General features: G+C 66.8%; 21 protein-coding genes and 2 pseudogenes. 6 read left to right on the forward strand and 17 right to left on the reverse strand.

Going from position 1 to position 23,017, the window contains the following annotated elements:
• Window positions 1–381: 381 nt before the first annotated feature.
• Window positions 382–1,212: an Rv1363c family protein gene (locus AC5Y5Z_RS14115; RefSeq protein WP_463826525.1), complete on the reverse strand. Its 831-nt coding sequence runs from the start codon at window positions 1,210–1,212 to the stop codon at window positions 382–384.
• A gap of 181 nt (window positions 1,213–1,393) precedes the next feature.
• Here AC5Y5Z_RS14115 and AC5Y5Z_RS14120 point away from each other — a divergent pair, with 181 nt between their 5' ends.
• Both AC5Y5Z_RS14120 and AC5Y5Z_RS14125 read left to right on the forward strand, forming a co-directional pair.
• Entirely contained in the window at window positions 1,394–2,530 is a 1,137-nt protein-coding gene (locus AC5Y5Z_RS14120; protein WP_499925690.1) for an acyl-CoA dehydrogenase family protein, read from the forward strand.
• Complete coding sequence (locus tag AC5Y5Z_RS14125; RefSeq protein WP_499925692.1) at window positions 2,527–3,759, forward strand: acyl-CoA dehydrogenase family protein; 1,233 nt, start codon at window positions 2,527–2,529, stop codon at window positions 3,757–3,759. Before AC5Y5Z_RS14120 ends, AC5Y5Z_RS14125 begins: the two co-directional genes overlap by 4 nt.
• A gap of 9 nt (window positions 3,760–3,768) precedes the next feature.
• Here AC5Y5Z_RS14125 and AC5Y5Z_RS14130 read toward each other — a convergent pair whose 3' ends face one another.
• From AC5Y5Z_RS14130 to AC5Y5Z_RS14140, 3 genes are all read right to left on the reverse strand, one after another.
• A complete protein-coding gene (locus AC5Y5Z_RS14130; RefSeq protein ID WP_499925694.1) occupies window positions 3,769–5,712 on the reverse strand; it encodes a SpoIIE family protein phosphatase in 1,944 nt (647 codons plus the stop codon).
• Between the two features lie 142 nt (window positions 5,713–5,854).
• Complete coding sequence (locus tag AC5Y5Z_RS14135; protein ID WP_463826521.1) at window positions 5,855–6,280, reverse strand: anti-sigma factor antagonist; 426 nt, start codon at window positions 6,278–6,280, stop codon at window positions 5,855–5,857.
• A gap of 139 nt (window positions 6,281–6,419) precedes the next feature.
• Window positions 6,420–7,448 (reverse strand): hotdog fold thioesterase, encoded by a 1,029-nt coding sequence (locus tag AC5Y5Z_RS14140; protein ID WP_499925696.1) that lies wholly within the window; start codon window positions 7,446–7,448, stop codon window positions 6,420–6,422.
• Between the two features lie 94 nt (window positions 7,449–7,542).
• Between AC5Y5Z_RS14140 and AC5Y5Z_RS14145 the strand changes: the two genes are divergently transcribed.
• The 3 genes from AC5Y5Z_RS14145 to AC5Y5Z_RS14155 are packed head-to-tail and all read left to right on the forward strand — an operon-like array spanning window position 7,543 to window position 10,358.
• The gene (locus AC5Y5Z_RS14145) at window positions 7,543–8,364 is read left to right on the forward strand and encodes a hypothetical protein (protein ID WP_499925698.1); all 822 of its coding nucleotides are present in this window, start codon (window positions 7,543–7,545) and stop codon (window positions 8,362–8,364) included.
• The gene (locus AC5Y5Z_RS14150) at window positions 8,365–8,853 is read left to right on the forward strand and encodes a hypothetical protein (protein WP_499925699.1); all 489 of its coding nucleotides are present in this window, start codon (window positions 8,365–8,367) and stop codon (window positions 8,851–8,853) included.
• A 29-nt stretch (window positions 8,854–8,882) separates the two neighbouring features.
• Window positions 8,883–10,358: a 9-bladed beta-propeller domain-containing protein gene (locus AC5Y5Z_RS14155; protein WP_499925701.1), complete on the forward strand. Its 1,476-nt coding sequence runs from the start codon at window positions 8,883–8,885 to the stop codon at window positions 10,356–10,358.
• A 39-nt stretch (window positions 10,359–10,397) separates the two neighbouring features.
• Here the strand turns inward: AC5Y5Z_RS14155 and AC5Y5Z_RS14160 are convergent, their stop codons facing one another.
• From AC5Y5Z_RS14160 to AC5Y5Z_RS14200, 9 genes and pseudogenes are all read right to left on the reverse strand, one after another.
• Window positions 10,398–11,171 carry an ESX secretion-associated protein EspG gene (locus AC5Y5Z_RS14160; RefSeq protein ID WP_463826516.1) on the reverse strand — a complete coding sequence of 258 codons (774 nt, stop codon included), beginning with the start codon at window positions 11,169–11,171 and terminating at the stop codon, window positions 10,398–10,400.
• Window positions 11,172–11,193: 22 nt separating this feature from the next.
• Window positions 11,194–12,567 carry a hypothetical protein gene (locus tag AC5Y5Z_RS14165; RefSeq protein WP_499925703.1) on the reverse strand — a complete coding sequence of 458 codons (1,374 nt, stop codon included), beginning with the start codon at window positions 12,565–12,567 and terminating at the stop codon, window positions 11,194–11,196.
• Window positions 12,568–12,604: 37 nt separating this feature from the next.
• Window positions 12,605–12,967, reverse strand: coding sequence for a hypothetical protein (locus AC5Y5Z_RS14170; protein ID WP_463826514.1), 363 nt, complete (start codon window positions 12,965–12,967; stop codon window positions 12,605–12,607).
• 236 nt (window positions 12,968–13,203) lie between these two features.
• Entirely contained in the window at window positions 13,204–13,611 is a 408-nt protein-coding gene (locus AC5Y5Z_RS14175; RefSeq protein WP_463826513.1) for a hypothetical protein, read from the reverse strand.
• Entirely contained in the window at window positions 13,608–15,122 is a 1,515-nt protein-coding gene (locus AC5Y5Z_RS14180) for a hypothetical protein (protein WP_499925706.1), read from the reverse strand. Before AC5Y5Z_RS14180 ends, AC5Y5Z_RS14175 begins: the two co-directional genes overlap by 4 nt.
• Before the next feature lie 61 nt (window positions 15,123–15,183).
• Window positions 15,184–15,603 carry a hypothetical protein gene (locus AC5Y5Z_RS14185; protein ID WP_463826511.1) on the reverse strand — a complete coding sequence of 140 codons (420 nt, stop codon included), beginning with the start codon at window positions 15,601–15,603 and terminating at the stop codon, window positions 15,184–15,186.
• Window positions 15,600–18,149, reverse strand: coding sequence for an alpha/beta hydrolase (locus AC5Y5Z_RS14190; RefSeq protein ID WP_499925910.1), 2,550 nt, complete (start codon window positions 18,147–18,149; stop codon window positions 15,600–15,602). Before AC5Y5Z_RS14190 ends, AC5Y5Z_RS14185 begins: the two co-directional genes overlap by 4 nt.
• Window positions 18,092–18,616: an SUKH-4 family immunity protein gene (locus tag AC5Y5Z_RS14195; RefSeq protein WP_463826830.1), complete on the reverse strand. Its 525-nt coding sequence runs from the start codon at window positions 18,614–18,616 to the stop codon at window positions 18,092–18,094. Before AC5Y5Z_RS14195 ends, AC5Y5Z_RS14190 begins: the two co-directional genes overlap by 58 nt.
• Before the next feature lie 124 nt (window positions 18,617–18,740).
• A pseudogene (locus AC5Y5Z_RS14200) lies at window positions 18,741–19,934 on the reverse strand (toxin glutamine deamidase domain-containing protein); the annotation flags it as partial.
• 145 nt (window positions 19,935–20,079) lie between these two features.
• Between AC5Y5Z_RS14200 and AC5Y5Z_RS14205 the strand changes: the two are divergent.
• Window positions 20,080–20,451 carry a hypothetical protein gene (locus AC5Y5Z_RS14205; RefSeq protein WP_463826829.1) on the forward strand — a complete coding sequence of 124 codons (372 nt, stop codon included), beginning with the start codon at window positions 20,080–20,082 and terminating at the stop codon, window positions 20,449–20,451.
• Window positions 20,452–21,086: 635 nt separating this feature from the next.
• Here the strand turns inward: AC5Y5Z_RS14205 and AC5Y5Z_RS14210 are convergent.
• The 4 genes and pseudogenes from AC5Y5Z_RS14210 to AC5Y5Z_RS14225 form a co-directional block, all read right to left on the reverse strand.
• Window positions 21,087–21,449, reverse strand: a pseudogene (locus AC5Y5Z_RS14210) (WXG100-like domain-containing protein); the annotation flags it as partial.
• A gap of 41 nt (window positions 21,450–21,490) precedes the next feature.
• Entirely contained in the window at window positions 21,491–21,784 is a 294-nt protein-coding gene (locus tag AC5Y5Z_RS14215; RefSeq protein ID WP_499925708.1) for a hypothetical protein, read from the reverse strand.
• A 22-nt stretch (window positions 21,785–21,806) separates the two neighbouring features.
• Window positions 21,807–22,334: a YbaB/EbfC family nucleoid-associated protein gene (locus tag AC5Y5Z_RS14220; RefSeq protein WP_499925710.1), complete on the reverse strand. Its 528-nt coding sequence runs from the start codon at window positions 22,332–22,334 to the stop codon at window positions 21,807–21,809.
• Between the two features lie 85 nt (window positions 22,335–22,419).
• A complete protein-coding gene (locus tag AC5Y5Z_RS14225; RefSeq protein WP_463826508.1) occupies window positions 22,420–22,737 on the reverse strand; it encodes a WhiB family transcriptional regulator in 318 nt (105 codons plus the stop codon).
• Window positions 22,738–23,017: the final 280 nt, after the last annotated feature.

Consider the following 23,017-nt stretch of genomic DNA (forward strand, 5'->3'; position numbering starts at 1 on the left):
CGGCGTCCGCCTCGGGCACTTCGGCTTCCTCGAGGCCGCTGTAGCCGGTGTCGTCGGCAATGCCGATGTCGTCGTCGTCATCGGAGTCGTCGGCGACGTCGTGGGTGTCGGGGACCGGGTTGGGCGCCTCGGCCTGGTGGATGTCGTCCACCGGCTCGGGGACCTCCTCGTCGGAGGTCTCACCCTCGCTGTGCGACTCGGCGGTCTTGCCCAGGGCGACGGCGAAGGTCGCGTAGTTGGCGCGGGCCTCGACGGTGTCGGCGGCGTCGAGACGCTCCGGCTGTTCGTCCGCCGCGGCGCCCCGCACCACGGTGTCGGGCGTGCCGCCGGATACCTCGGCGTCGTCCTTCTTGGTCAGTTCGACGGCGCCCCTTTCGTCGCTCACGGCACGAACTCCACTTTCGACATCTTGTATTGGCCGTCCTCCTCCATCACCGTCACCCGAAGCCGCCAGGCGCGCGGTTCGTCGGGGTTGCCGCCGGTGGCATTGGTGACACGTGAGGTCGCCGAGACCAGGACCTGCGCGGAATGCCCGTCCATCGACTCGATGGCGGCTGCGTTCACCGATCCTTCGGTGACCACTTTGGACTGCTCGACCACTTTGGTGAAATCGGCCGCCCGCTGCTGGAAGTCATCCCGGAACTCACCGGTGGAATTGTCGATGACCCGCTGCACGTCTTGTTTGGCGCGGTTGAAATCGAGCGAGGTCATGAAGACCACACCCTGCTTGGCCCCGGCGATGAAGGCTGCCTCCTGGCGCCGCTTTTCCGAACTTTCGTGATGCCACCAGGCGAAAAGCCCGCTCAACACGAAAAATCCGAGAATGAGGATGACCGCAGCCCCCTGGAGGATCGTGGACAGCTTCGGCATCCGCACCGAGTTGCGCAACCGGTCCCGCCGCGAGGGCGTGACCGGCTCGGACTCGTTGTAATTCGCCGACTCGTCGTAATCTTCCGGCTCGTATTCGGCCTCGTCGTACTCCTCGGACTCGTCGTAGTCCTCGTATTCGTAATCGCCGTCGTCTTCGTACTCGTCTTCGTACTCGTCGTCGTCGGCGGCGTTGAGCGCTTCACGTCGCAACCGGGCCGCGCGGGCCTTGGCGCGCGCCGCGGCAGCCAGCAGTTCGGCTTCGGCGGCCTCGGCTTCGGCCTCCTCGGCCAAAGCCAGCACATCGGCCTTCGATGTCACCGCATCGTCGTCTAACTCAGCCATTTCGGCGACCGTCCGTCATTATCGACTGAACTCCGGTATCTCTTACGGTATTGCCCATTGCTAACATCGGTGTCGCCAGCGCACCCCGATGAGGACCGATCAGGCGGATGATCCCCCAACCAAACTTGCCTCCCGACTTCCTTCGCGGCGAAGGAACGCCCGGGGAAGTCCGGCCGGCCTCATGACCGCTGTCGACTCTCCCGAAAAGATACTCTTTACCTCCACCACTCAAGCGTTTCTGTCCAAAGAGGCGTCGCTGCGTCACGTCCGCGACCTGCACGGCGCCGGTGAGTCCTTCGATCCGGCCTGGTGGCGGCGAGCCGCCGAACTCGGCTGGACAGGGCTGCTGGTGCCCGAGGAGCTGGGCGGGGGCAGCGCGTCGGGCGACGGCTTCGCAGACTTGGCGATGGTCGCCGAACTGCTCGGGAAAACCGTCGCGCCGGGACCGCTGTACCCGGTCAGCACGGTACTTGCCGGGCTGGTCGAAGCCAGCGATCGGGACAACCACACGGGTCTGATTGACGCGCTGGTGTCCGGTCAAACGGTGGCGTCGTGGGCGGTTGCGGAGCCGCACCGCGGTTGGGTGCCGCAGGATCCGACTGTCGGCTTCGTGCCGGCGGATTCCGGTTACCGCATCGACGGAGTCAAGGATCGGGTGGAGGCCGCCGCGCAGAGCGCGGTGCTGCTGGTAACGGCTCGAAGCGGCGCGGACAGCTCGGTGGTGCGTCAGTTCCTGGTCGGCACCGACGCGCCGGGCGTGCGGATCACCCCGGTGCAGTCGGTCGACATGGTCAAGCAGTACGCGACCGTCGAGTTTGACGGCGTGATCGTCGACGGGTCCGCCGCCGTCGGCAACGCAGCCGAGACGCCGGCGTTGATCGAGCGGCAGAGCCAGATCGCCCAGGTGTTGCAGTGCGCCGAGGTGGTCGGAATCCTGCAGACGGTCTTCGACTTCACCGTGCAGTGGGCGTTGGACCGGCACTCGTTCGGACGTCCGCTGGCGTCCTATCAGGCGCTCAAACACGGCTTCGCCGACATGAAGATGTGGCTCGAGGCGTGCCGTGCCACCACCGCTGCCGCAGTCGCCGACGTGGCTGCGCACGCACCCGATGCTGCGCTCTCAGCCAGCGTCGCCAAGTCCTACGTGGGTGAACTCGCCGGGCCGATCGTGCAGCGCTGCGTGCAGATGCACGGTGGCATCGGCGTCACCTGGGAACACGACCTGCATCTGTATCTGAGACGGGTCACGTTGTACCGCAACATGTTCGGCACACCCGAGGAGCACAACCTCGCGGTGTACAGGATGGCGGGCCGATGACAGCCGAATCAGTCGCCGAATTCGCCGCCCGTGCCCGTGCGTGGCTGGCCGAGAACATGCCGAGCATCGACCCGGAGAATCCACCGGCCGCGCCGCGCGACGACGAACGGTCCTGGCAACGCGCCCGCGAGCTACAGCGGCGGCTGTGGGACGGCGGATTCGCCGGTATCTGTTTCCCCCGCGAGTACGGCGGCCTGGGGTTGCCCTACGACTACCAGCGGGCCTTCGACGTGGAGTCCTACCCCTACGAGATGCCGTTGATCCTCAACGTGCCGACGTTCACCATCTGTTGCGCCACGCTGCTCGACACCGGCAGCGAAGAGCAGAAGAAACACCACATCGCCGGTGCGTTGCGCGGTGACGAGATTCTGGTGCAGTTGCTCTCCGAGCCCAGCGGCGGGTCAGACCTGGCCGGTGTCATCACGCGCGCCGAGCGTCGCGGCGATCGATGGGTGATCACCGGCGCCAAGACGTGGAGCACCAGCGCGTTCGCCGCCGACTACGGGTTGTGCCTGGCCCGCACCGACTGGGAGGTGCCCAAACACGACGGCCTGACCATGTTCCTGGTGCCGATCCAGCACCCGGGAATCACACTGCGGCGCATCACGCAGGTCAATGGGGGCGCGGAGTTCTGCGAAGAGTTTCTGGACGGGGTGGACGTCGGCGCGGACGCCGTGGTCGGCGAGGTGAACGGCGGCTGGGCGGTGGCCTCGCGACAGCTGTACCACGAGCGCCGTGCCGTCGGTCAGGGCTCGGAGTTCGCCAGCGGATCCGGTCATGAGGGCGGCCACACCACGCCGGTGGACTACGTCGATCTGGCGGCCAGGACCGGCCAGGCTGACAACGAACGCATTCAGGAGATGGCTGGCCGGGCGCTGGTGCACCGCGCGGTCGCCGAGCAGCTCATCGAGCACGTCTCCCGCAATGTCCGCGACGGCGGACTGCCGCCGGCCGCCGGATCCCTCATCCGGCTGTTCCATGCCGAGCACGTGATGCTGGAGATGGACATCGCCTTGGCCATTGCCGGCCCGGCGGGTGTGGTGGGGGAGATGGGCGAGGGATTGCAGACCGGATTGCGGTACCTCTCGCGCCAGTCGGTCGCCATCGGTGGCGGCACCACCGAGATGGCCCGCAACGTGATCGGCGAGCGGGTGCTGAACTTTCCGCGGGAATATGCCGCGGACCGCGGCGTGCCGTTCAACCAGGTCCGGCACGGCCGGACCCGCTGAACCGCGCCCTCAGGCGTCGGCGGCGCTGACCGGAATCTGGACCAGCGACAACACGTGGTGTGCGGGGCTGCCCGGCGGCGCCACCAGCACGCAGTCGCCGCCGTGTCTGCGCGCACGTTCGCGCGCGGCGGCCAGCGCACTGACACCCGCCGAGCCGAGGTGGGTGACAGCGCTCAGGTCGATCGTCAATGACGCTATGCCCGAACGGCTTTCGACCGCAATCTGGCGATCCAGGGTGGACGCGGTATGGGAATCGACCTCGCCGCGCACGATGATGCGACCGCCGTCGGCAACCAGCGACACGAACTCGCTGTCCACCACCCGCTGGTAGGACACCCGGCTGACCACCGAGTCGCTGACGAAGTTGGCCGGCCGGGACAGGCGGTGGATGAGGCTGGCGGTGGTGCCGTCGGGACCGTGGACCACGTGCGATTCGGTCACCAGCGCCTCGGCCATGGCCAGGCCGCGCCCGCGGCCGCGTTCGCCCTCGCGGTAGTCCTTCCATTTGCCGCGGTCCGTCACCGCCGCCCGCAGCAGACCGTCACCACCCAGTTCCGCTCTGACTTCGACACCGCCGGAGACTTCGGTGGCGTAGCCGTGTTCGACGGCGTTCTCCACGAATTCGGAGACCGCGTGCACTACGTCGGAGATGTCGTCGGCCTCGGCACCGAGCTCGGCGAGCCACTTGCGCAGCCGGGCCCGGATGCCGCGGGCGGCGTGGATGGTGGCATCGGCGGTGACCTGAAGCGGTGGCGTCGCGGTTCGTCGCTGCGCCGCGAGCAGGGTGACGTCGTCGTTGTAACCCGTTGAGCGCAAGAGCAATTCGAGTGTCTCCGAACAGAGGCGGTCGATGGGCCGCGCGGGTGCGTCGATCACGAACCCGCCGGTGCCGGCGGCGATACTGGCCGCCAATTCCGCGAACTCGGTGGTGCTCGCCGCCAGCGGCCGTCCCGGGCGTTCGATCAGGCCGTCGCTGTAGAGCAGCACCGCGTGCCCGATGTCGATCGGCTCGCTGCGCACCGGAAATCCGTTGCCGCTGCCCAGTGGCCCGCCGCCGGACGGCTCGAGGTAGCGCGAGCCCGCATCGGCTGTCACCACCAGCGGGGGCGGATGGCCGGCGGTGCAGTACTGGAACTCACCGGTGCTGAAGTTCAGGGCGCCGACGCAGATGGTGGCCGACTTCGACCCGGGCACCTGCTCATGGAAGCGGTCCACGGCCTCGAGTGCCTCGGTGATCGAGAGTCCGGCGGTGAGCTGCATCCGCAACGCGGTGCGTAGCTGAGACATCACTGCGGCCGCCTCGACACCGTGGCCCACCACGTCGCCGACCACCAGCACCAGGTGACCACCGAGGGGCAGGGCGTCGAACCAGTCCCCGCCGGCCGCGGTGTCCTCGGCGGCGACGAGGTACTCGGCGGCCACATCGGCGCCGGGCACGATCGGCACGGTCGCCGCCAGCAGTGCCTGCTGCATCACGGTCGCCGAATCGCGGGCGTTGCGGTAGCGCTCCGCGAGTTCCTCGACCCGCGCCTCGGCGGCCAACCGTGCCTCGACCCGTGCCGTAACGTCATCGAAGACCAGTTGCACGCCCTCGATCGGTCCGTCGGGGGAACGTCGCGGCGTGACGAGGAAATCGAAGAAGCGTTCCTCGACGCCGGAACCCTGCAGGTCGACCTGCAGCCGCCACTCGGCCCCGGATTGCGGCTCACCGGTCTGATACACCCGGTCGAACATGTCGAAGATCTGCTGGCTCTCCAGCTCCGGATAGATCTCCCGGGCGGGTTTTCCCACTAGTTGCACCGCTGGATTGAAGGCCCGGAAGGCCGCGTTGACCGCGATGAACCGGTGATCGGGTCCCTCCAGGCCGACGACCATCGCCGGGATGCTCTCGAAGATGCGCCGCACGTCCGCGGCCGCACCCACCGTGTGATCCCAGTCCATTTCGGCCGACATCTTGGCCGTACCTCCCGCGGACCGATGTAGCAAACAAGTCGGGTGCGTCGATGACAGCGTCAAGCAACAGTAATCAGATTAGCAATCCAGGCGATATGCGCCAGGCACCAAAATGTCGCTCGCACTCGGGCGAGCTCGCGCGCTATGCGGCGGAGAGCGCAGCTTCCGTCGTCGGGTGAACGGGCAGCACATTTCCGAACGAGCACGCATCCACGATTCGGGCCACGCCGGGGTTGCTGCTGACCATGCGCAAGGTGATGCCGCGACGCCGCAGGCGTTCTGCTTCGTCGGCCAGCACGGTGAACGCACAGCAGGCCATGAAGTCGAGGCTGTTCACGTCGACGACCAATACTCCCGGCTGCGTGGCGACCGCGGACGCCTCGGCGACCAGTCCGCGCCAGGTGTGTTCGTTGGAAGCATCGACTTCGCCGCCGGCGCGGATCAGCACCGCTGAGCCGCTGCGCACGGTGGTGGCCCGCAACGAGCTATTCGGCTCACCGAGCTGGGACGCCAACCGGTTGCTCAACGGCACCGGAATGGAAAACGATTCGGACGGACCCAGGTTCACAGCGCACCCCCTAGTCGACCGCGCCGGAAAACCCCCCCGAGTGGACGTTGCTGCGCGCCGGAAGAAAGTCTGATGCCTCGTGTATAGCAGAGTGACACGGCTGACGTGGCGAAACGCCGAAACCGGGCCCGGCGGTGTATCAGTCGAGCGTGGGGCCGGGTTCGGTGGGGCGACCGACGATCGCGAAGTTCACCGTGGCGGTGGCCGCCAATTCGCTGTCACTGTCACCGAAGATGTCGATCTGCATAACCAGCGAGCGGCGACCGGCGCGCAGCACAGTGGGTACCGCGCGCGCCGAGCCGTGCCGAATCGGCCGCAGATAGCGGATCACCAGATCGGAGGTCGTCATGGCGGTACCCGGCTGCAGGTATTCCAGCCCCAGTTGTCCGCCTGCCACGTCGGCGAGGGTGGCGATCAGACCGCCCTGCAACGCGCCGGAGGTGTTCACCACCTGGGGGCTGACCGGCATGGTCATCGCGAATCCCCCGCCGGGGGTGGTGGTGGGGCGCAGGCCGATCTGGGCGAACAGTTCGGCCAGCGTGGGCTCGACCGCGTTGTCGGTGGTGTCCCGGACACCCAGGGCGCGACTGCAGAAGTCGTAGAGCTGACCGGAATCGATGGGGGTGCCGTTCAATTCGGTGCCCAGCCAGCGCAACCGGAGGGCGCCGATGACGGTCTGCATGACGATTGCGGCTGCGGCCCCCACGTCGAGCGCCGGGTCGAACAGGCCCTCGGTGATGCCCTGACCGACGATGTCGCGGATCAGTCGGTGCAGCGGGGACAACACGCGGGCGTATTCGCGGGGCCGGGTCTCGGCCAGATGCTGGTTGTAGAGACTGAGCGCCCGGTTGAGGCTGTCCTGGGTGCTGGATTCCGGCTGCGCGGTGACCCGGTCGATGACCAGCTTGAGCGCCGAGGTGCTGTCCAATCCGGTCGTCTCGACGCGCCACATGTCCGCGGCCTGTGCCATGGTCCGATCGAACAGCGCCAGCAGCAGCTCGTCCTTGCTGGCGAAGTGCTGATAGAAAGCGCGCAGCGAGGTCTTGGAGCGGGCGACGACTTCCTGCACGGTGAAGTCGGTGCGGCCGGTTTCGCCCAGGATGTCGACCGCGGTTTTGATGAAGCGGTCGGCGCGCGTGACGTCGGCTTGCTCGGTGGGGCCGGTCATGGGCGGATCCTTCTCCTTGCGGGCCGGGCGGAACGCTGCGAGCGCGCACTGAGAATGACATTACCGTGCGCAGTCCGAGCGCTAGGGTGGACCGGTGATTTCGGGCGGCGCGGACGGCTCGGCGACGGGGGACCGGCGCCGCATCGAGGAAGCCGTCGCGCTGTTGCTGGGTGAGGCACCTGCGGGTTGGGCGCACTTACACCTCGAATTCGATTCGGCCACTTCGGCTGCCACGACTTCGCTGACGACAGGCGAAGGGACGTCGATACCGCTGCCGGTACCTGCCGGGGTGATAGCTGCGCTCAGCGACTATCACCGGCAGAGCGGGACCGCAGGGCGGTTGGTGATCGACTGCGACGCCGACGGGCGGTTGTCGGCGCGGACCGATCCGGTGGCGACCGCAGCCGGGTCACGGCGTTGGCCGCAGTGGGTGCTGGCGACGATCACGTTCGGGTGTCTGGCCGCTGCCGCAGTGGTATTCGCGACGGGCTGGCGGTGGTCGGAGCCGCCGCGCCTGACTGCGCTGGGGGTGCCGCCGCCACCACGCGCGCAACAGGCCTTCGCGGTGGCAACGCAGTGGTATGAAGCCGAGAACAACGGGGATGTAGCGCGGATGCGCGAACTGGCGTGTGTGCACCCCGCGCAATCGGTGACGGACTGGATCAGCACGATCGGCTATTACGGTCAGGATCAGGGACTGGTCTTCACCGACGCGGTCACCAAGTTCCGTGATGACGGGGCGGCGGTATGGGTGCGCATCGCGGTGCGCATCCGTCCGGTCGACGACCGCACCAAGCGGGAAGTGGACGAGGCGCAGACGCACGGCGGTTTCCTCTACGAAGAAATGACCCTGGCCAGCGAAGGCGGCACCTTGAAGGTGTGCGACATCGCACTGCCGCCAAAGGCGGGGGGCTGAGTGTCGATCGACGGTAGGTCGCCGACGGGCAGGCCAGCGCGCCGGATCTCGTTGTGGCTGTGGGTGATTGCGGCCCTGGCGTCAACCGTGGTGTTGGTGATTGCGGTCGTCGGCCGAGACCGCGGCGACCACCCGACATTGCGGCCGAAGACGGTCAGCAACTCGATGACAGAAGCGCAGGCCTACCAGGCCGCCGACACCACGGTGCGGGCCTGGGTACGCGAACGCAGCGCGCGTCATTTCGCCAATCTGCAGGCGCTGACCTGCCCGGACAGTGAGGGAACGGTCACCACCGAACTCAACGACGTCAAGACCAACCAGCCGCTCGGCAAGGAGATGCACGTCGTGGCCACCGGCGCATTCGGCCGCCACGGATCGCTGTGGACCCTGAGCACGCACTTCGACAATGACGTCAGTGTGCAGTTCGTGTTGGGCGTGCGGGACGGCGAGTTACTGGTCTGCCGGATCGCGTCGGCGCCGGTGCCATGATGAACGCTGCAGCGGAAGGAGAGTGACGCGTGTCGGGGTTACCCGCGGGTGGATTTCGGTGGGTGGAGCCGGACGAAGCGCCGCAAGCGCCGCTGCGGCGTTCTCGGCGGCGGTGGTGGCTCGGCGCGGTCTTCGTGGTCGTGCTCGCGACGGTGGCCGGCGTCGTGGCCGTAAAAGTCTGGGCGCCTTGGTCTCCCGACCGGCGTGCTGCTGATGCCCCACCTGCCGCCCCGCCGATCGGCACACCCGAAGACCTGCTGGTGTCGTTCCCCCTGAACCGCCAGCCGGTCCCCGGTTGGCAACTCACCGCGGCAGACATGGGACTGCCTCCCGGCGTCAAGCTGGGCAACCTTTTCACCCGCAACGGCACCAAGGCATACTTCGTGGCCCTGCAGGGCTGTGACAAGAAATGCCGGCATCCGACGGGCTGGATTTACGGGCTGGACGTCACCACCGGTGCCCGGCTCTTTCCGCCGGTGGCGCTGCCCGAATTCTTCGGGGACTGTTACGGCAACGGGCCGGCGGTGGCCGTCTGCACCAGCAGTGTCGTCCAGGGGACCGAGCAGTATGTCCCGCCTCCCGGCGCCTGGGTGATCGATCTCGAGCGTGGTGCGCTGACCTACAGCGGACCAAACACCCTCAACCCCAGGATGGGCGGAGACACCCGGCTGGAGCCGGTGGGGTACAAGTACGGGCCTACCTACCTGCTGGCAGCCAAATACGGCGAAGGGCTGCACGGCGTCGGTCCGCACGCCGAGATGACCTGGTTCCTACCCGGCAGCGGAGAGGTCAGCTTCCCGGCCACCTGGGATCCGGACGTTCCGCCGCTCACCCTTGCCGTGCAGCCGCTGAAGGACGTCCACGACGAGCGCGGCAACCGGGTGTTCTCGATCGCCGACGGCAAAGACATAACACCCACCCCCCCGGCGGGCACCCGGCTCGAAGAGGTCGAGACCTACAACGGCGGGTTCGCCTATCAGTTCGATGCCGGCAAGGTGACCGGCACGCTCATGTATGACACCTCCGGGCGGATGGTCGGACGTCAGCAACCCCAGCGCAGCTACCCGCGGCGAAACGCGGCGATGCTCACCCTTGCCGTCGGTGGTACCTTCCAGATCTACGATGCCGCAGGCAAACTCGTCGCCACCATCCCGTCGCGGAATCTGCACGAGGACTTCACCGTGATCGGAACCAAGCTGTTCATCAGAACAGAAGACAGCGGCTACGGCGACCAGACAGCCTGGCAGCAGTGGGATCTGCTGACCGCTCAACCTGGACGCACCTGCACGATGCAGTTCGGATCCGGCTATGTCGGATCCGACGGTACCGTCGTCATTACCAGGCAGGATGCTTCGGAGGGAATCACATACGCGGCGATCGACACCACGACCTGCCAAACCCTGTGGGAGATTCCGGGCAAGATCTGGCTCTACAAGGTCGGTACCGGTCTGATCGAACACGACATCGACCGGGACGTCGTGATGTCGCTGCATGCGCCGAAGTGAGCCCACCTCAAACTGTTCTGTGTCCAACGGAAGGGCGCTTCAGGTACTGCGTGATTGTCGAAGCCTCGCTACGTCCTCAGCGATCATCGCATCGATGCGATCGGCGAGGTTATCCATTGTCATGGGCGTCAGGTAGTCGAAATCCGGCGCATAGATGTAGTCGCCATCGTCGCTGACGTTGACGCAGGAGACGGTGCTCTTGCTGCGATCGAATCCCCAATCGCGTGCCGGCTGCCAGTGACTCTGAATTCGCGCGAGCCGAAGCACGTGTGAACGGGCAATTGATACCCGTCCGCGCGTGATGTCGCGGGACATAATGACGGGGGCTTCGTCCTTGTCCGCCTTCGGTTCAGCCGGTGGCCGCACCAAGCCGGGAATCACGATCGCCGAATGCTTACCCGGTTGGGTGAGCGCGAGCGAACCTGCGACGGCCGGGCCCAATTCGTAAGGTGCAACCGCAAACACGTCGACGCAGTGTTCCTCGTCATTCTGCGCAGCCACGAAGCCTGATTGGCCGCGACGATGCGCCATCATCCGTCCTCGTCGGGCGCCGACAATGCTCACGACGCACTCCACCCGAATGTCTGCGTTGATATACGAGGTGATCCACGGTGCGAAGTCTTGTAGGTCACCGCCCTCGAGACGTCCGGGGACGGCAGCCAGGTATGACTCGTACTCCTGGTAACTCCCGAAACGGGAGGGTTGCAGCACGACAAAGGGGTGCGGCAAAAAATCTCGGCCGAGCTTGTCGCTAATGGCTTGCAGGTCGACCAGCTCGAGGCGTCCTACCCGGCTCAGCGCCGCGCGCTTCATTTCGCCACTTGGGGTGGACCGGCTAGGACGATTTGGGTGGACTGGCGTCTTTGGATTCCCCGCCGACTACCGGCACCACAGCTTCAGCTTCCCCGATCACGTCTTGGCCGTGCTTCGTCAGCCGCAGGGCTTTATTCGCCTTGTGTGCCTTGTCTGCGCCCGATCCGCCTCGATGACCCGCCGCCGGAGCACCGGCACCTGGTGTACCTCCCGCGCCCACGCCCGCCCGAGACACCTGCGTTGCGGCGACGGGCTTGCTCGACGGCTGCAGTTGGGCGGGCCGCTGGCTCGCGGCCCCGTGCGCGACTCCGGCGCCCCCGCTGCGACCCCCTCCTGATCCTGACGTTTTGGCTCCGGTCAGACCCTTCGGGCCCAGACCCAGTACCCCTTCGGGCAAACCGAGCGAGCCCTTGTGGCCGCTGTTGTTCAGGGCCTGATTGGCGGCATTGCCCGCCTGCCCGGCTGCGTTCTGAGCCTGTTGAGCTGCTCCGTTGGCGGCGTCTCCGACGCCCTTGGCCGCGTCGCCCAGTCCCTGCAGGGGGTTCGGTGAAGAATTCGGGCTGCTGAGCTTGTTTGCAACCGGGGTCACTCGGCTTGGTCCGGCGGGCCTCGGAATATTCGGTGTGCCCAAGCCGCCCGGACTCGGGCCGCCGAGTGGCGCACCGCTTGGCGTACCCGTACCCCCGGGCCCCCCGGGGGCGCCTACTCGAGGTGCGCCTGCCGACATGTCGGGATGACGTCGACTGATCCAATCAATCGGCGGATTGTAGAAGGAGTGAATTGTTTGCTGCGCCGCGCGGTCATAAGAAGCTGACAACAGTTCGTCTGCAGCCTGTTTCTCCGAAATATGCTCATATTGCGCCCGAATCCGGGTATCATTGTCTAATTGTGTCTTGTTGGAAATGAACCAATCCCGCGTTTCCTTGATATCGCGCGAGAACGTGTCCACCAGGGGGCTCATCCGTTCGGTCGCGTCTACCAGGGAATCTAGGTAGTTGAGAGAATTTCGAGCCAACTGAGACATCTGTGCTGCGGTCGCCCCTGATAAGCCTTGCTCCGCTGCGGCTATCGCTTGCTCAAAGGTTCCGCGTAACTGCGCGAGAGCAGAACTCACGTTCGACCAAATGAAGCGATGGCGAACCGCGATGTCCTCCGCGGCGTCCTTGATGCCGTTGTAGCCTTCAAGAAAAGTGTTGATGTGCTCTAGCGGCACGCCCTTAATCGTCCGACCCGCGAGTTGGGTGCTGTCTATATTGTTGAGGTCGTCATATAGAGTTTGCCCGATATACGAATTATGTAAATTCGGAGGCGGGTGATTCGGGTTTATGGGGCCGAGATCGCCGTGATAGCCGTCATCGTGCGGCGTCCAATCCAGAGCGGGAGGATCGCCCGTCACGCGTGCCTCACCGCCTCGCAGAACTGTTCACACAACATCAGGCTTCGTCGGTCTTGAGCAGTTGAGTAAAGGCCGCACTGGAGAAATCACGAAGTGCTGTCGCAAATCCCACGTACTCTGCCAAACGCTGGCGAATCGCATCCCCGGAATCATTGAGTTGACGTGCCGTGGCTTGCGCGGATTGGAAGCTGCCGACAACCCCCTCGTTTATTTTCAACCCGCTCAATGCGGCTACCTGTGCGTTGAGGTCCTCGACAACTCGACCGGTGCTGGCCAGCCAGCTATTCAATGCCGCTCTGTCGACCTCCAGAATGTTCTGCGGCACAGCTTGTTGCCATTGCCGTAGTTGCAGGGTCGGATCTCCCAGCGAGCCTGGCGCGGGCGGTTCGTCAACAGACATGGTTTTCCCCTCCGGTTCCGACGTCGTCCGTCAGCGGCAAATCACTATTCCCCATGCAACCCCGACGCCCCAGCATCACGATGCGGGCTACGCAGAGAAGGCTCCTCCAACGAGCCGCGATCACCTGTCAGAATAGGCCACCCCGAGCGCACTAATCCGCGAAATTTCTGCGGCGGGGCGGTGCCGGCATCCGTGTTCCCATGCCCGTCCCGGGGAAGTTCTGATCAGCTCGCGGCCTACCCGCGGGTGTCAAAATTGCCATCAGCCGCCCGCCGCTGGTCGAACTGCGCGTCCTCGACAGTCCGCTGGCCCACCCGCATCGCGCACAACCGGCGGATCAAGCTGCTGAGCGCGAAATTCCACGCGACCACCCCGACGGTCACGGCGATCAGCGGATAGTAAAACGTCACGCCGCTGTTGAGGGCGGCCAGCACGACCCCCGCCGCGTACGCAGCGGCGAGCAGCAGCACCGGGACCACCTCGGCGGCCAGGTCGGTGACCCGGTACCACCGCGGGGGCGCGATCAGTCGCGGCCGAACTTCCACACCCAACCTGAAGAACCCCGTCACCGCGACAAAGAGCATTACTGCGGCGCCGACGACGAACAGGGCGATGGTGGCGATGGTGTCCGGAGTGCTGCTCATGCGGCAAGGCCGGCCAGGCTCAGTTGGTTCAGTGCGGAATCGAGGTCAGGGTCACCGAACTGGCTGAATACGGCAGCCAGATCGGCCCTTGTCACGGTGTGCGCGGTGGCCGCCGCAAGCAGCTGGTCGCACGCGTCCCGTACGCCCGGGCCGACGACTGCCATCATCGCCTCGACGGTTTCCCCCGGTGTCCAGATCGCCGGCAGTGGGTCGTCGAGTTCGTCGAAGGTGTTGGTCGATCCGCGCCACCAATGGCCCTGCTCCCACCAGAAGCAGAAGCTGAGCAGTCCGTTCTGATTGCGGGTGTTCAGCACCGAATCGTTGACCCAGGCGGGTGCGCCGCCGTACAGGTCCGGCAGCGGTTGTCCCTGCTGGTAGGCCGCCACCAGCAGCGGGGAGTTCCAGCGCCCGCCGGAGAGCACCGCCCGGTCACCGGGCAGCAGGTACAGGGTCGACCCGCTGCGGGCATCGGATTCGTACCAGGCCAAACCCGCCGCGATCCGCGGCCCCCACCGGGAGCGCGCACCGGTGTAGACCGCGGCCAGCACCGCCCACCGGGTCCACGTGACCGGTAGCGGTTCGACGTCGTCGGTTTCGACCGGCAGACGACCGGCTGCCTGATCGGCCGATGCCGCCGCGGACGCCTGCTGCGGAGTGCGGCCCTGCGCGGCCGGCCCGGCCAGGTAGCCGGCCAGCCACACCGGCAACCGGGGCCGGGGATAGGTGGCGATGTCGTCGCGATAGTGGTCCGCTGGCTGCAGTTGACCGTCGGGGAATGGTTGGTCGCCGTAGTCGTACTCGACGCGCAGCCGACCCTGGCTGGTGACGGACAACGTGAGTCGCCACCACGGCCCGGCCGACATCTGTGCGCTCACCTCACGTTGCGCGCGCACCAAATCCAGCACCGGACGTGGCACGGTGACGGGCTGCCACCCCCGGGGCGTGTCGAATGCGCAATCGGCGGTTCCGCCGCGCACCGTCAGGGCGAATACCGCGATGAATTCCCGCCAGTCCGGGGGGCCGAGCGAGGCCAGCTCCCGGGCGATCGGATCGAGCATGCTCGAGGCTTGCCGGCCGATCTCCTCGTTGTGGGCGGCCTGGCTCTCTCGCGGCGGTGAGTCGTCGACCAGGGTGACACTGCGGGCCGCGGGTGCGCCCGAGTGGTCGGCGGCGTTGACTGCTTCAGCGAACCCGGCCATGAACGCGGCGGGGTCCGCATTGGTGTGGGCGAGGGCGCGCTCCCGCTCGGCGAAGCGCTGCCGGGCGACCTGCGGCGGTGTGGCGGATGACGTCTGCTCGATGCGTCCGCTGTCCCCGATCAAGAACACCGCCCGCCCGACCGGCATGTGCAGAAAGCTCGTCGGATCGCTGGTGTCGACATGTACCGGTGCATACACCGACCAACCGGCCTCGAACCGTTCTGCCGTCAAACCGGTTGTCGGATAATCGATTCCCTCGCGACGCACGAACTCGGCGACCGCGGAGATGGCTTGGGCGGCGTCGATGGTCACCGCGCCACTCCTTCCGTGTCGAGGCACTGGGCGGGGATGCGATCCAAATTTCCGTACCCCGTCATTCGGAATCGCCGAACATCTGCCGGATGCCCGCGTGAGCGACCGGGTAGTACCTCTCGATCCGCGTCCTGATCCGGGTCAAGGATTCCTCCTCGGTGGGAAACCCGGTTCCCTCTGACTTGATCAGTGCGGCGAGTTCGGCCCGGTCCGCGAAACGGGTCAGATACTGCCATTCACCGGTTCGGTCGAACAGGCCGTAGACATCGTGCGCTGCGAGCAGCGCGATCATGCAGTTGATTTCACCGGATCTCTTGGAGTTGTAGATCTGTAGCTTGCGGTCGGCCGACCGGTAGAACGCGACGGAACCGAGTATGCCCCCCTCATCGACGCTGTCGTCGAACCCGGCCAGCTCAAAACCCAACTCCGCCAGCACGGGCCCCACAATGAGCTGGACATGCTGCAGAAATCCTTCGGTCATTTGTCACGGCTTTCTACGAGAACCCACGAGTCGCCGACTTGTTTGTAGCCGTACCTCGACGCGTGAGTTTGCAGGAACTCAATCTCCTTGGCCGAGAACGAGTCCGGACGAAGCAGCTGGACATCTTCCACCGACGAAAAGTGCCGGTAGTCGACCAGGTAGTCGATGCGGGCCACCCCGTTCTCCAGCTGTGTCCTCAGGAATTGTTCGTTCACTCGCCAGCCCAGTTCGTTGGCGTCCGGTCGGCTCAGCCCTCGCTCGATGTTCTGCCACGCCTCCGGTCCGGTGTCGTAGAAGATCCCGCCGTCGTGCCGGGCGGCGCCGATGTAACCACCGTCGTAGCCGTCGTACTTGCCTAGCACCACCCGGTCCACGTCGCCGACGCGGTGGGTGGAGAGCTCCGCCATGTGTCGCACCAGGTCCGACGTGAGATTCCCGCTGGCGAACGCGTGATTGAGATCAGCGGCCAGCTGCGCCGCCTGCGGCGGGTAGCTGACGGGATCGCCGATCGCCATGACGCCGGTCGGATGGTGCGGGGCCGGCGGTTCCGAGGGGTGTCCCGCCACGTCTCCGACGGCGGTCGCGGCTTCCAGTCCCCGGCCCCGGTCGTCCAGGGGTGCGACCGGGTTTCCGTTGTGGTCGAGATATCCGACGGCGGTGCTGTCGACCGCGGCCTCACCCCAGTACGGAGGCCACCCGGACCGCTCGAAGTGGTCACCGAAGCGTTCGTAGAGGTGCACCGTGCCGCCCTCGTTGACCGCGACGTAGGCGTGACCACCCATCTCGGGTCCACCCGCCCACCGCGAGGCGAGGATCGCCGCCGACCCGTCGCCGAGGCGCAGCAGCGCGTCGTGCACGTCGGCGTAGCCCGCGAAGTGCGACTCAGAATCCCAGGCCGCGAACAGATCTCGTGCGGGTACCCCGGTTGGGCCCGGTTCGGTCCGCAGCACGACATCGCGGCCATAGCGGTCAGCCAAGAGACCGGCGACGTGGTGCGCGCAACTCGCGTCGCCGCCGGGATGTTCGGGCAGCGAATGCCACCGCGGATCCCAGATCCGCCGGGCCGACTCGGCCGGGTCGGCGTGGTGTTCCAGCGCCCGCATCTCCGCCGGTTCGGCGGTACGCCACCGGCCGGGAGCCGACGAGTCCACTTCGAACCGCTGCAATTCGCGGTGGACCTGGTCGAACAGACCGGCGCCGATGCGGCCGAAGTTGGCCAACGACTCAGTTCGGGTAGTGGCGTGCTGCGAATCGAAGCTGTAGTACGCCGAGTGGGTTGCAGTATTGCGGTCCGGTCCCCGGATCTGATCCATGTAGCGCGGAAACTCCGCGGTAATCCGGTGCGCCCCGAAGGCATGCATCGCAGGATCAAGACCCAGGCCACGACCGAAGGCGCGACCGGATGTTTCCGGCAGGCGCGCGCCCAGTCCGTCGAGCGAGCGCGCACCCAGCATGGTGATGGGGTCGCGAGACGAGGACGCGACGAAAACCCTATCGCCAAGCCCGTATTCGGACACGTGACGCACCGGGCCGGCACCCGGCGACCCGGCCAGGGTGATGCTGCGGGCGTGGCTGCTCAGCTCGCCGCCGTGCCCGGCGAAGCTGGTGGTGGTCGAACCGTAGGAATGGCCGAAGACGTCGTTGGTGGAGAAGTGGCTGCCGTCGGCTGCCAATGCATCGCGCGCGGCGTTGAACGCGGTCAGGTCGCCGCGCAGGATATCGCCACCGGCACGGGCCAGTTCGGGGTGCGCGACATCCCACAAGCCCTTGAATCCCTGCGGTGCGTCGTAACCGATCCACGCGATCGAGGCCACCCGGGCCTGCTCGTTCACCGCCCGCACCGATTCGAAATGGTGCATCGCGTTGGACAGATTGGTGCCGATCTTGTCGATCGTGGTGGAGAAACCGGGCACATGCCAGGACACCGCATCGGCGCGGTGCGGATCGTGACCGACGCTGACCACCATCCGGCCGTCGCCGCCGAACTCGTGCGGGTCGAACGCGAGGATGTGCACTTCCGCGCCGAGTTTGGCGGCTTTGCCCCGTGTCTCGTCCAGAGCTCGGCGAATCTCGTTGTAACGCTCGAGTTCTCGCTTCTCGGGACGGCTGAGGTGCTCGCCCGCGTCTTTGCGGGACTGCAGCTCATGGTGCAGCTGGGACAGCCGGTGATCGTTGGCTTCGGTACGCGCCCACGGGGGGATGCCCTCGGCGTTGCCGATTTCCCGGGAGTACGCGTCGATCAGCGCGCGTTGTTCTTCGCCGCTCAGCTCGCGCCACCACGCGGCATTATCCCGGGCGCGCTGCTCACCAAAGGGCTTGTCGGACAGGTGATGTCGGACCTCACTCGGATGGACCGGCGGAATCCGCTTCCACAGCGCCTCATTCGCGATCCGCTCGGCGTCGGGATGCGAGGCGACGTCGCGCCCGCGGTCACCGGGATCGACATCGTGGTGGTGCGCGTCGGGATGCGTCGTGGCCGACGGGTCGGTCAGAACTCCATCGTGCTCTCCTCCGGCCAGACCCCGTTGCGCTGGCGGCTCACCCATTGCGCGTGCGACGCCGCCACGCTCGACAGGTGGTCCGGGGGCTCGTTCAGGAACGTGCGCTTGTTGACGGTCACCGGGTGTTCCTGCGTGGGCTGCGGGGGATCGGTCAGGGACACGGCCGCCATCTGGTAGGTGATGGTCTCCGGGTCCTCCCGTGTGCGCCGGATCGTGATCCGCCACTGGTGGGGGTAGATCTGGTTGCCGATCGTGCGGCCGTTGCGTTTCGCCTCCGTGTAGTTCTCCGCGATCCAGTCCGGCGCCAGACTCGACTGCACCGTCACGATCCCGGTCTCCGCGTCGATCACCAGGTTCGCGAGGCCCAGTCCCATCCCCGCCTCGGCTTCCTCGGGCGTCAGGATCGCCTGACAGACCCAACCCATCTCGAACGGCCACACCTGATAGGTGCGTCCCGGCTGCACCCGCGCCAGGTAGGCCAGCGCTTGTTCCTTGGTGTCCAGTTGCACCATGTTGGCCTCCTTGCGGTGCGGGTGGGGGACCGAAGTGATCGGGCCGCAGTGGCGTGGACCATAGCGAGGCGGACCGGTCAGTCATCCGCGTAGGCGGATGGTCCGAGGTCGAGCCGTGTTGGGGATCCCACCACACCGGACCCTGGGCGTCGCGCGGATACACCACGACGGTCGCGTGCGACCCTGATATCACCGGCTTGCCGTGGGCGTCGTAGATCGGGACGCCGTTGGCGTCGCGCGCGTGCCACTCGTTGACGACCAGCGCCGATGCGCCGGGGCCCATCTTCTTGATCTGCTCGTGCAGTGCGGCGAACTGATCGCGAATCGGGAGCTTCGAGTCGGCCGGATGCAGTCCGTCGCCGAGCCACGCCTTGGCCCGGGCCGTCCCGCCCGCTTCGCCGCTCTGGTTGTCGATGAGCCCGTTGGGCAGTGTGTCCGGATACCGGGGTGCGGACACCGTCGGGTGCCCGTGGAACGACGCCAGCGCCGACAACGCGCAGTCCAGGCAGTTGTTCGCGCGCCCCGGCACACCCGGTCCGCCGTCATTGACCAGGTCGCCGTAGCGATTGCTGCGCGGGTCGGCCCATATTTCGTGCCCCTGCCGGCCGGGGACTGCCAGCGCGTGCTCGACCGCCGCCTGATGTCCGGGGTGCTCTACCGGAGCGAGTCGCCGCGGCCCGTAGACCCGCTTATCGGCATGGTTGGTGAAGCCGGCGGGGTCCATCGGTCCCGGTCCGGGTGGTGGCGGGTCGTCGCCACCGTGCGGCTCGTCGACGTCGGGACGTCGCGCCGGTGGTTCCGTCAGGGGATCGGGGTGTCCGCCGGCGCGTCCTGGCCCACTGCCGTGGGAGGTGTGGGCCGCTGTCGACCTGGCCGCGGGGTGCGCGCCGTCGGGCAGCACCGCGGAACTGACGGCGGCAGGCATCGGAGCCTGGTCGGGGATCCCGGTCGTATCGCGAGCATGCTCCGAATCTCGCTGTCCGACAGGGTCTCTGGTGTAGTCATTGGAGGCTTCGGTGCGCCCGGTCGCATCGGGATGCGAGCCCCCGGCGAATCGATCCCCAGGCGTCCGGTCGGCGCGTTGCTCGTCACGGCCCGGCTGTGATTGGCCGTCCCGCGCCGTGTCACGGACGTGGTGCCCGTCGCGCGGTGCGGCAATGTCCCGCCGGGGTTGGGCATCGCGGGCCGACGGGCTGTCGCGCGGGGGCTGGGCATCGCGCGTGGCGGGTGTGTCGCGCGCCGGCGCCACGTCATGTGGTGCCACGACTTCGCGTGGTGGCAGCAGGTCATGCGGTGGCACGGAATCCCGCGGTGGCATATCGCGGGCCGGAGCAACATCATGCGCAGGCGGTGAGTCACGGGGCGAGTGCGCGTCGATGTCGCGCACCGGGTGCGTCGACGGCTCGGTGCCCGCGGGGGCATGGCTCGGGTCCGAAATGCCATGCGTAACAACGCTATCCGAGGTGCGGGCGGCAGGCGCGCCAGCCGGATGGCCGGAAGCGGCGGATCCCGCGTCCGGCAGCCCGGACCGGGGGGGTGCGGCCGGTGCGCTCGGCGGCGGGCTGGAACTGTGCGCGGCCGGCGAGCCGGTGTGGGTAGCGGCCACCTGGGGGGTGCTCGGCGGTGCCGGCGCGCTCGGCGACCCGGTCGCGGGCGTGTCGAGGACGCCGGGGTGGTTCACCGGCGGTGCGGTGGCGCTGTGGGCGGTGATGCCGGCGTCGCCGCCGGCCAACCCGGTGGGCACCACCTCATGGGTGTGCGAGCCCGGGTTGAGCGGGACGTCGACATTTCCGGCGGGATGTCCGGCGGGCACCACGGCGCTCTCCGGAGAGTGACCAAGGGCGCCGGTTCCGGGTTCGGCCACCGGCACATGCGGCGGTTCGCCCAGCGAGAGAGGTGTGACGCCCGTCTGCCCGGTCCGGTCGCCGGTGAGCGCACTGGGCTCCGAGATCCCCGGCGCGCCGGTGCGGCGGAGCCCGTCTATGCCACCGAAGACCGCCCCGGCGCCCAGCGCGTCGCCGAGATTCATGTGCCCGGTCATCACCTGTTGGGCCGCGAGCGCACCACCGGCATTGCCCACGAACGAGGCGCCGAAATTCTTCGCGTGGTTACCAAGCGCCGACCCCGCGTCAAAGTCGTTCGCGCCCCGCATGATTGGGCCGATCGCGGCGCCGGATATCGCTCCGGACCCGACATCACCCCAGAACGACCTCGAATCGAATTCGTGCCGGTGCCCCTGAATGCCCTGAATGCCCTGAATGCCCGCATTCATAGCTCCGGACGCCAGGGCGTTGATCGCCGCGCCTTCGAGCGCCCGCACCGCGATCTGGGCGATGACCCGGGCTACTGCTTCTCCCACCACTTTCGCGACTGCCGCACGAATGATCTGGGAAATGACTGCCTCGGCGCCGGCGATCAGTGCCGCCATCTGCGCGGGAGCCGTCCAGTTGATCCAGATCGACGCCAGCAGCGCGGTCAGACTCGCCGCCAGCACAACCAGGTTGGCGATGAACATCTGCTTGGCGAATTCGATCTCAGTGGCCGCCTTTTCGACCGCCTCCGCCAGTTGTCTCATCTGACCTGCGACGTGGTCTATCGACGGTGCATAGGGTTTGAGCCCTTCGATCAGCTTGTCGTGAAACTCGCCGGCCGTGAATCCAGAAAGGGTCGACTGGGTGGCGGCGTCCAGATCAGTCTTGAATCGCGTCAACTCGTCCGCGTAGTGCCGCCACCTGTCAGCCTGCCGCCGACACGCGGTTTCGTCCCCTTCCGGAAACGGCTCGCCGATCAGGTCGCCTACCCACCGCAACCAACCCGGAAGCTCGATACCCACGGCTTACGCGCCCAGCATCAGGCCGGCTCCCGTGCCGGCGGCTAGCCGGCGATCCCGCCATCCACCGCGACGATGGTGTTGGCGGCTTCGGTGAGTGCGGGTGCGACGCTGGCCACCCCCTGCGCGAGATCTTTGGCGTTGCCAAGGGTTCTCGTGCGGTCCGGATCGAACTTCCCGGCAAAAGCCGAACCGATCTTGTCGTGCGACCACGGCGAGTCACCGGACAACTCCGCATTCACGCTGCGCATCAGGGTAGCGAGCCGATTTCCGAGTTCGTCGAATTGTCTGATTCCCGCGCGTGCGGTGGTGTCGTCGTATTCAAACTGTCCTGCCATGTGCGGTGAACTTCCCTTCGGCTCAGTCGTTGTCGTGAATCGTCAGCTGCCAGTCCGGCGGGTCGGCGGCTGGAGCGGCCGTGCGCTGATGGTCCTCGGCGTCGAGCTCTTCGGCCAATGTGCGCCGCTCCCGGGAGCCGGGCGCGGACAGCGGCACCTGCGGCTGCAACGGCTTGAGTTCTTCGACGTCAGTGACGGGCGGGACGCCGAACTGCGCGACCTGTTGCCAAAGGCCGGCCTGGAAGGCATCGGTCTTGGCGCGCATCTGGGCGGCGGCCGCCTGCGCGGCCTGCACGACCGCGGCACCCACCTCGGTGCCACTCGCCTGCGCCAACAGCGTCTCATCGAACTCCACCTGCACCACCACGCCCTGGGCGTTCACCCACACGTGCGCGAGATCGTCTGTGGACCATCCGTCGGCAGTCTCGATCGCCATCCGTTGCGCCGAACGGGCTGCCGCACCCTGAAATTCCTGGAGATTGGACAGCAAGCGGTCCACATCGAGACCTCCGGGATCACTACTCCCGAACAGGCCTGCGAAATTGCTCACGATGTCCCCCAGGTGACCGCTGCTGTGCGGCTAGTGTAAAGGCCCGCCAACTATCAAATGCGCAGCATTTTGCCGCGATCAGGCGTCAGTTCCGGGAGCCGCGGGGCCGGCCACGCCGGCGCGGGCGAACCTGGTAGCCGCCCCGTTCGGCCAGCGCCCGCAACCGGCGCAGGGCGAAGTCGCGCGCGCGCCCGGACTCGGGGATCACCACACCGGCCCACAGCCCCTCCACATTGGGGTCCTGGCATGCTTCGCGGGCGCACAGCCACCGGCGTGGGCAGCTCAGGCACAGGGCCTTGGCTTCCTCGTCGGGTTCGCAGGTTGTCCACCGATCCGGGTCCACGCTGCACACCGGCACGTACTCGTCCAGCGGCGTGGACAACGGTGTAACCGCTGCGGTCATGATTTTCCTCCCGACTCCTGTAACAACCCCTCGATGCGACGACTTTAATCACAAGTCTGGGCATATCGCAACAATTAAAACGTAGCGCCTACTGAGGTAAGCGGTATTTTACGTGTGTACTACAAGACAACCGTGGCATCGAACTGTCCCGAAGCGTAGCGCGGTGTGGCACGGTCTGCATTCAGACCGCCATCGCGAACGCGATTGCACCCGAGAACCGCAGCGATTCGAGGGTCGAACGAGGTTATGTAGCAGGAAAGATGTAGCATCGACCCCCAGT

Source organism: Mycobacterium sp. NGS29 (assembly GCF_059812965.1).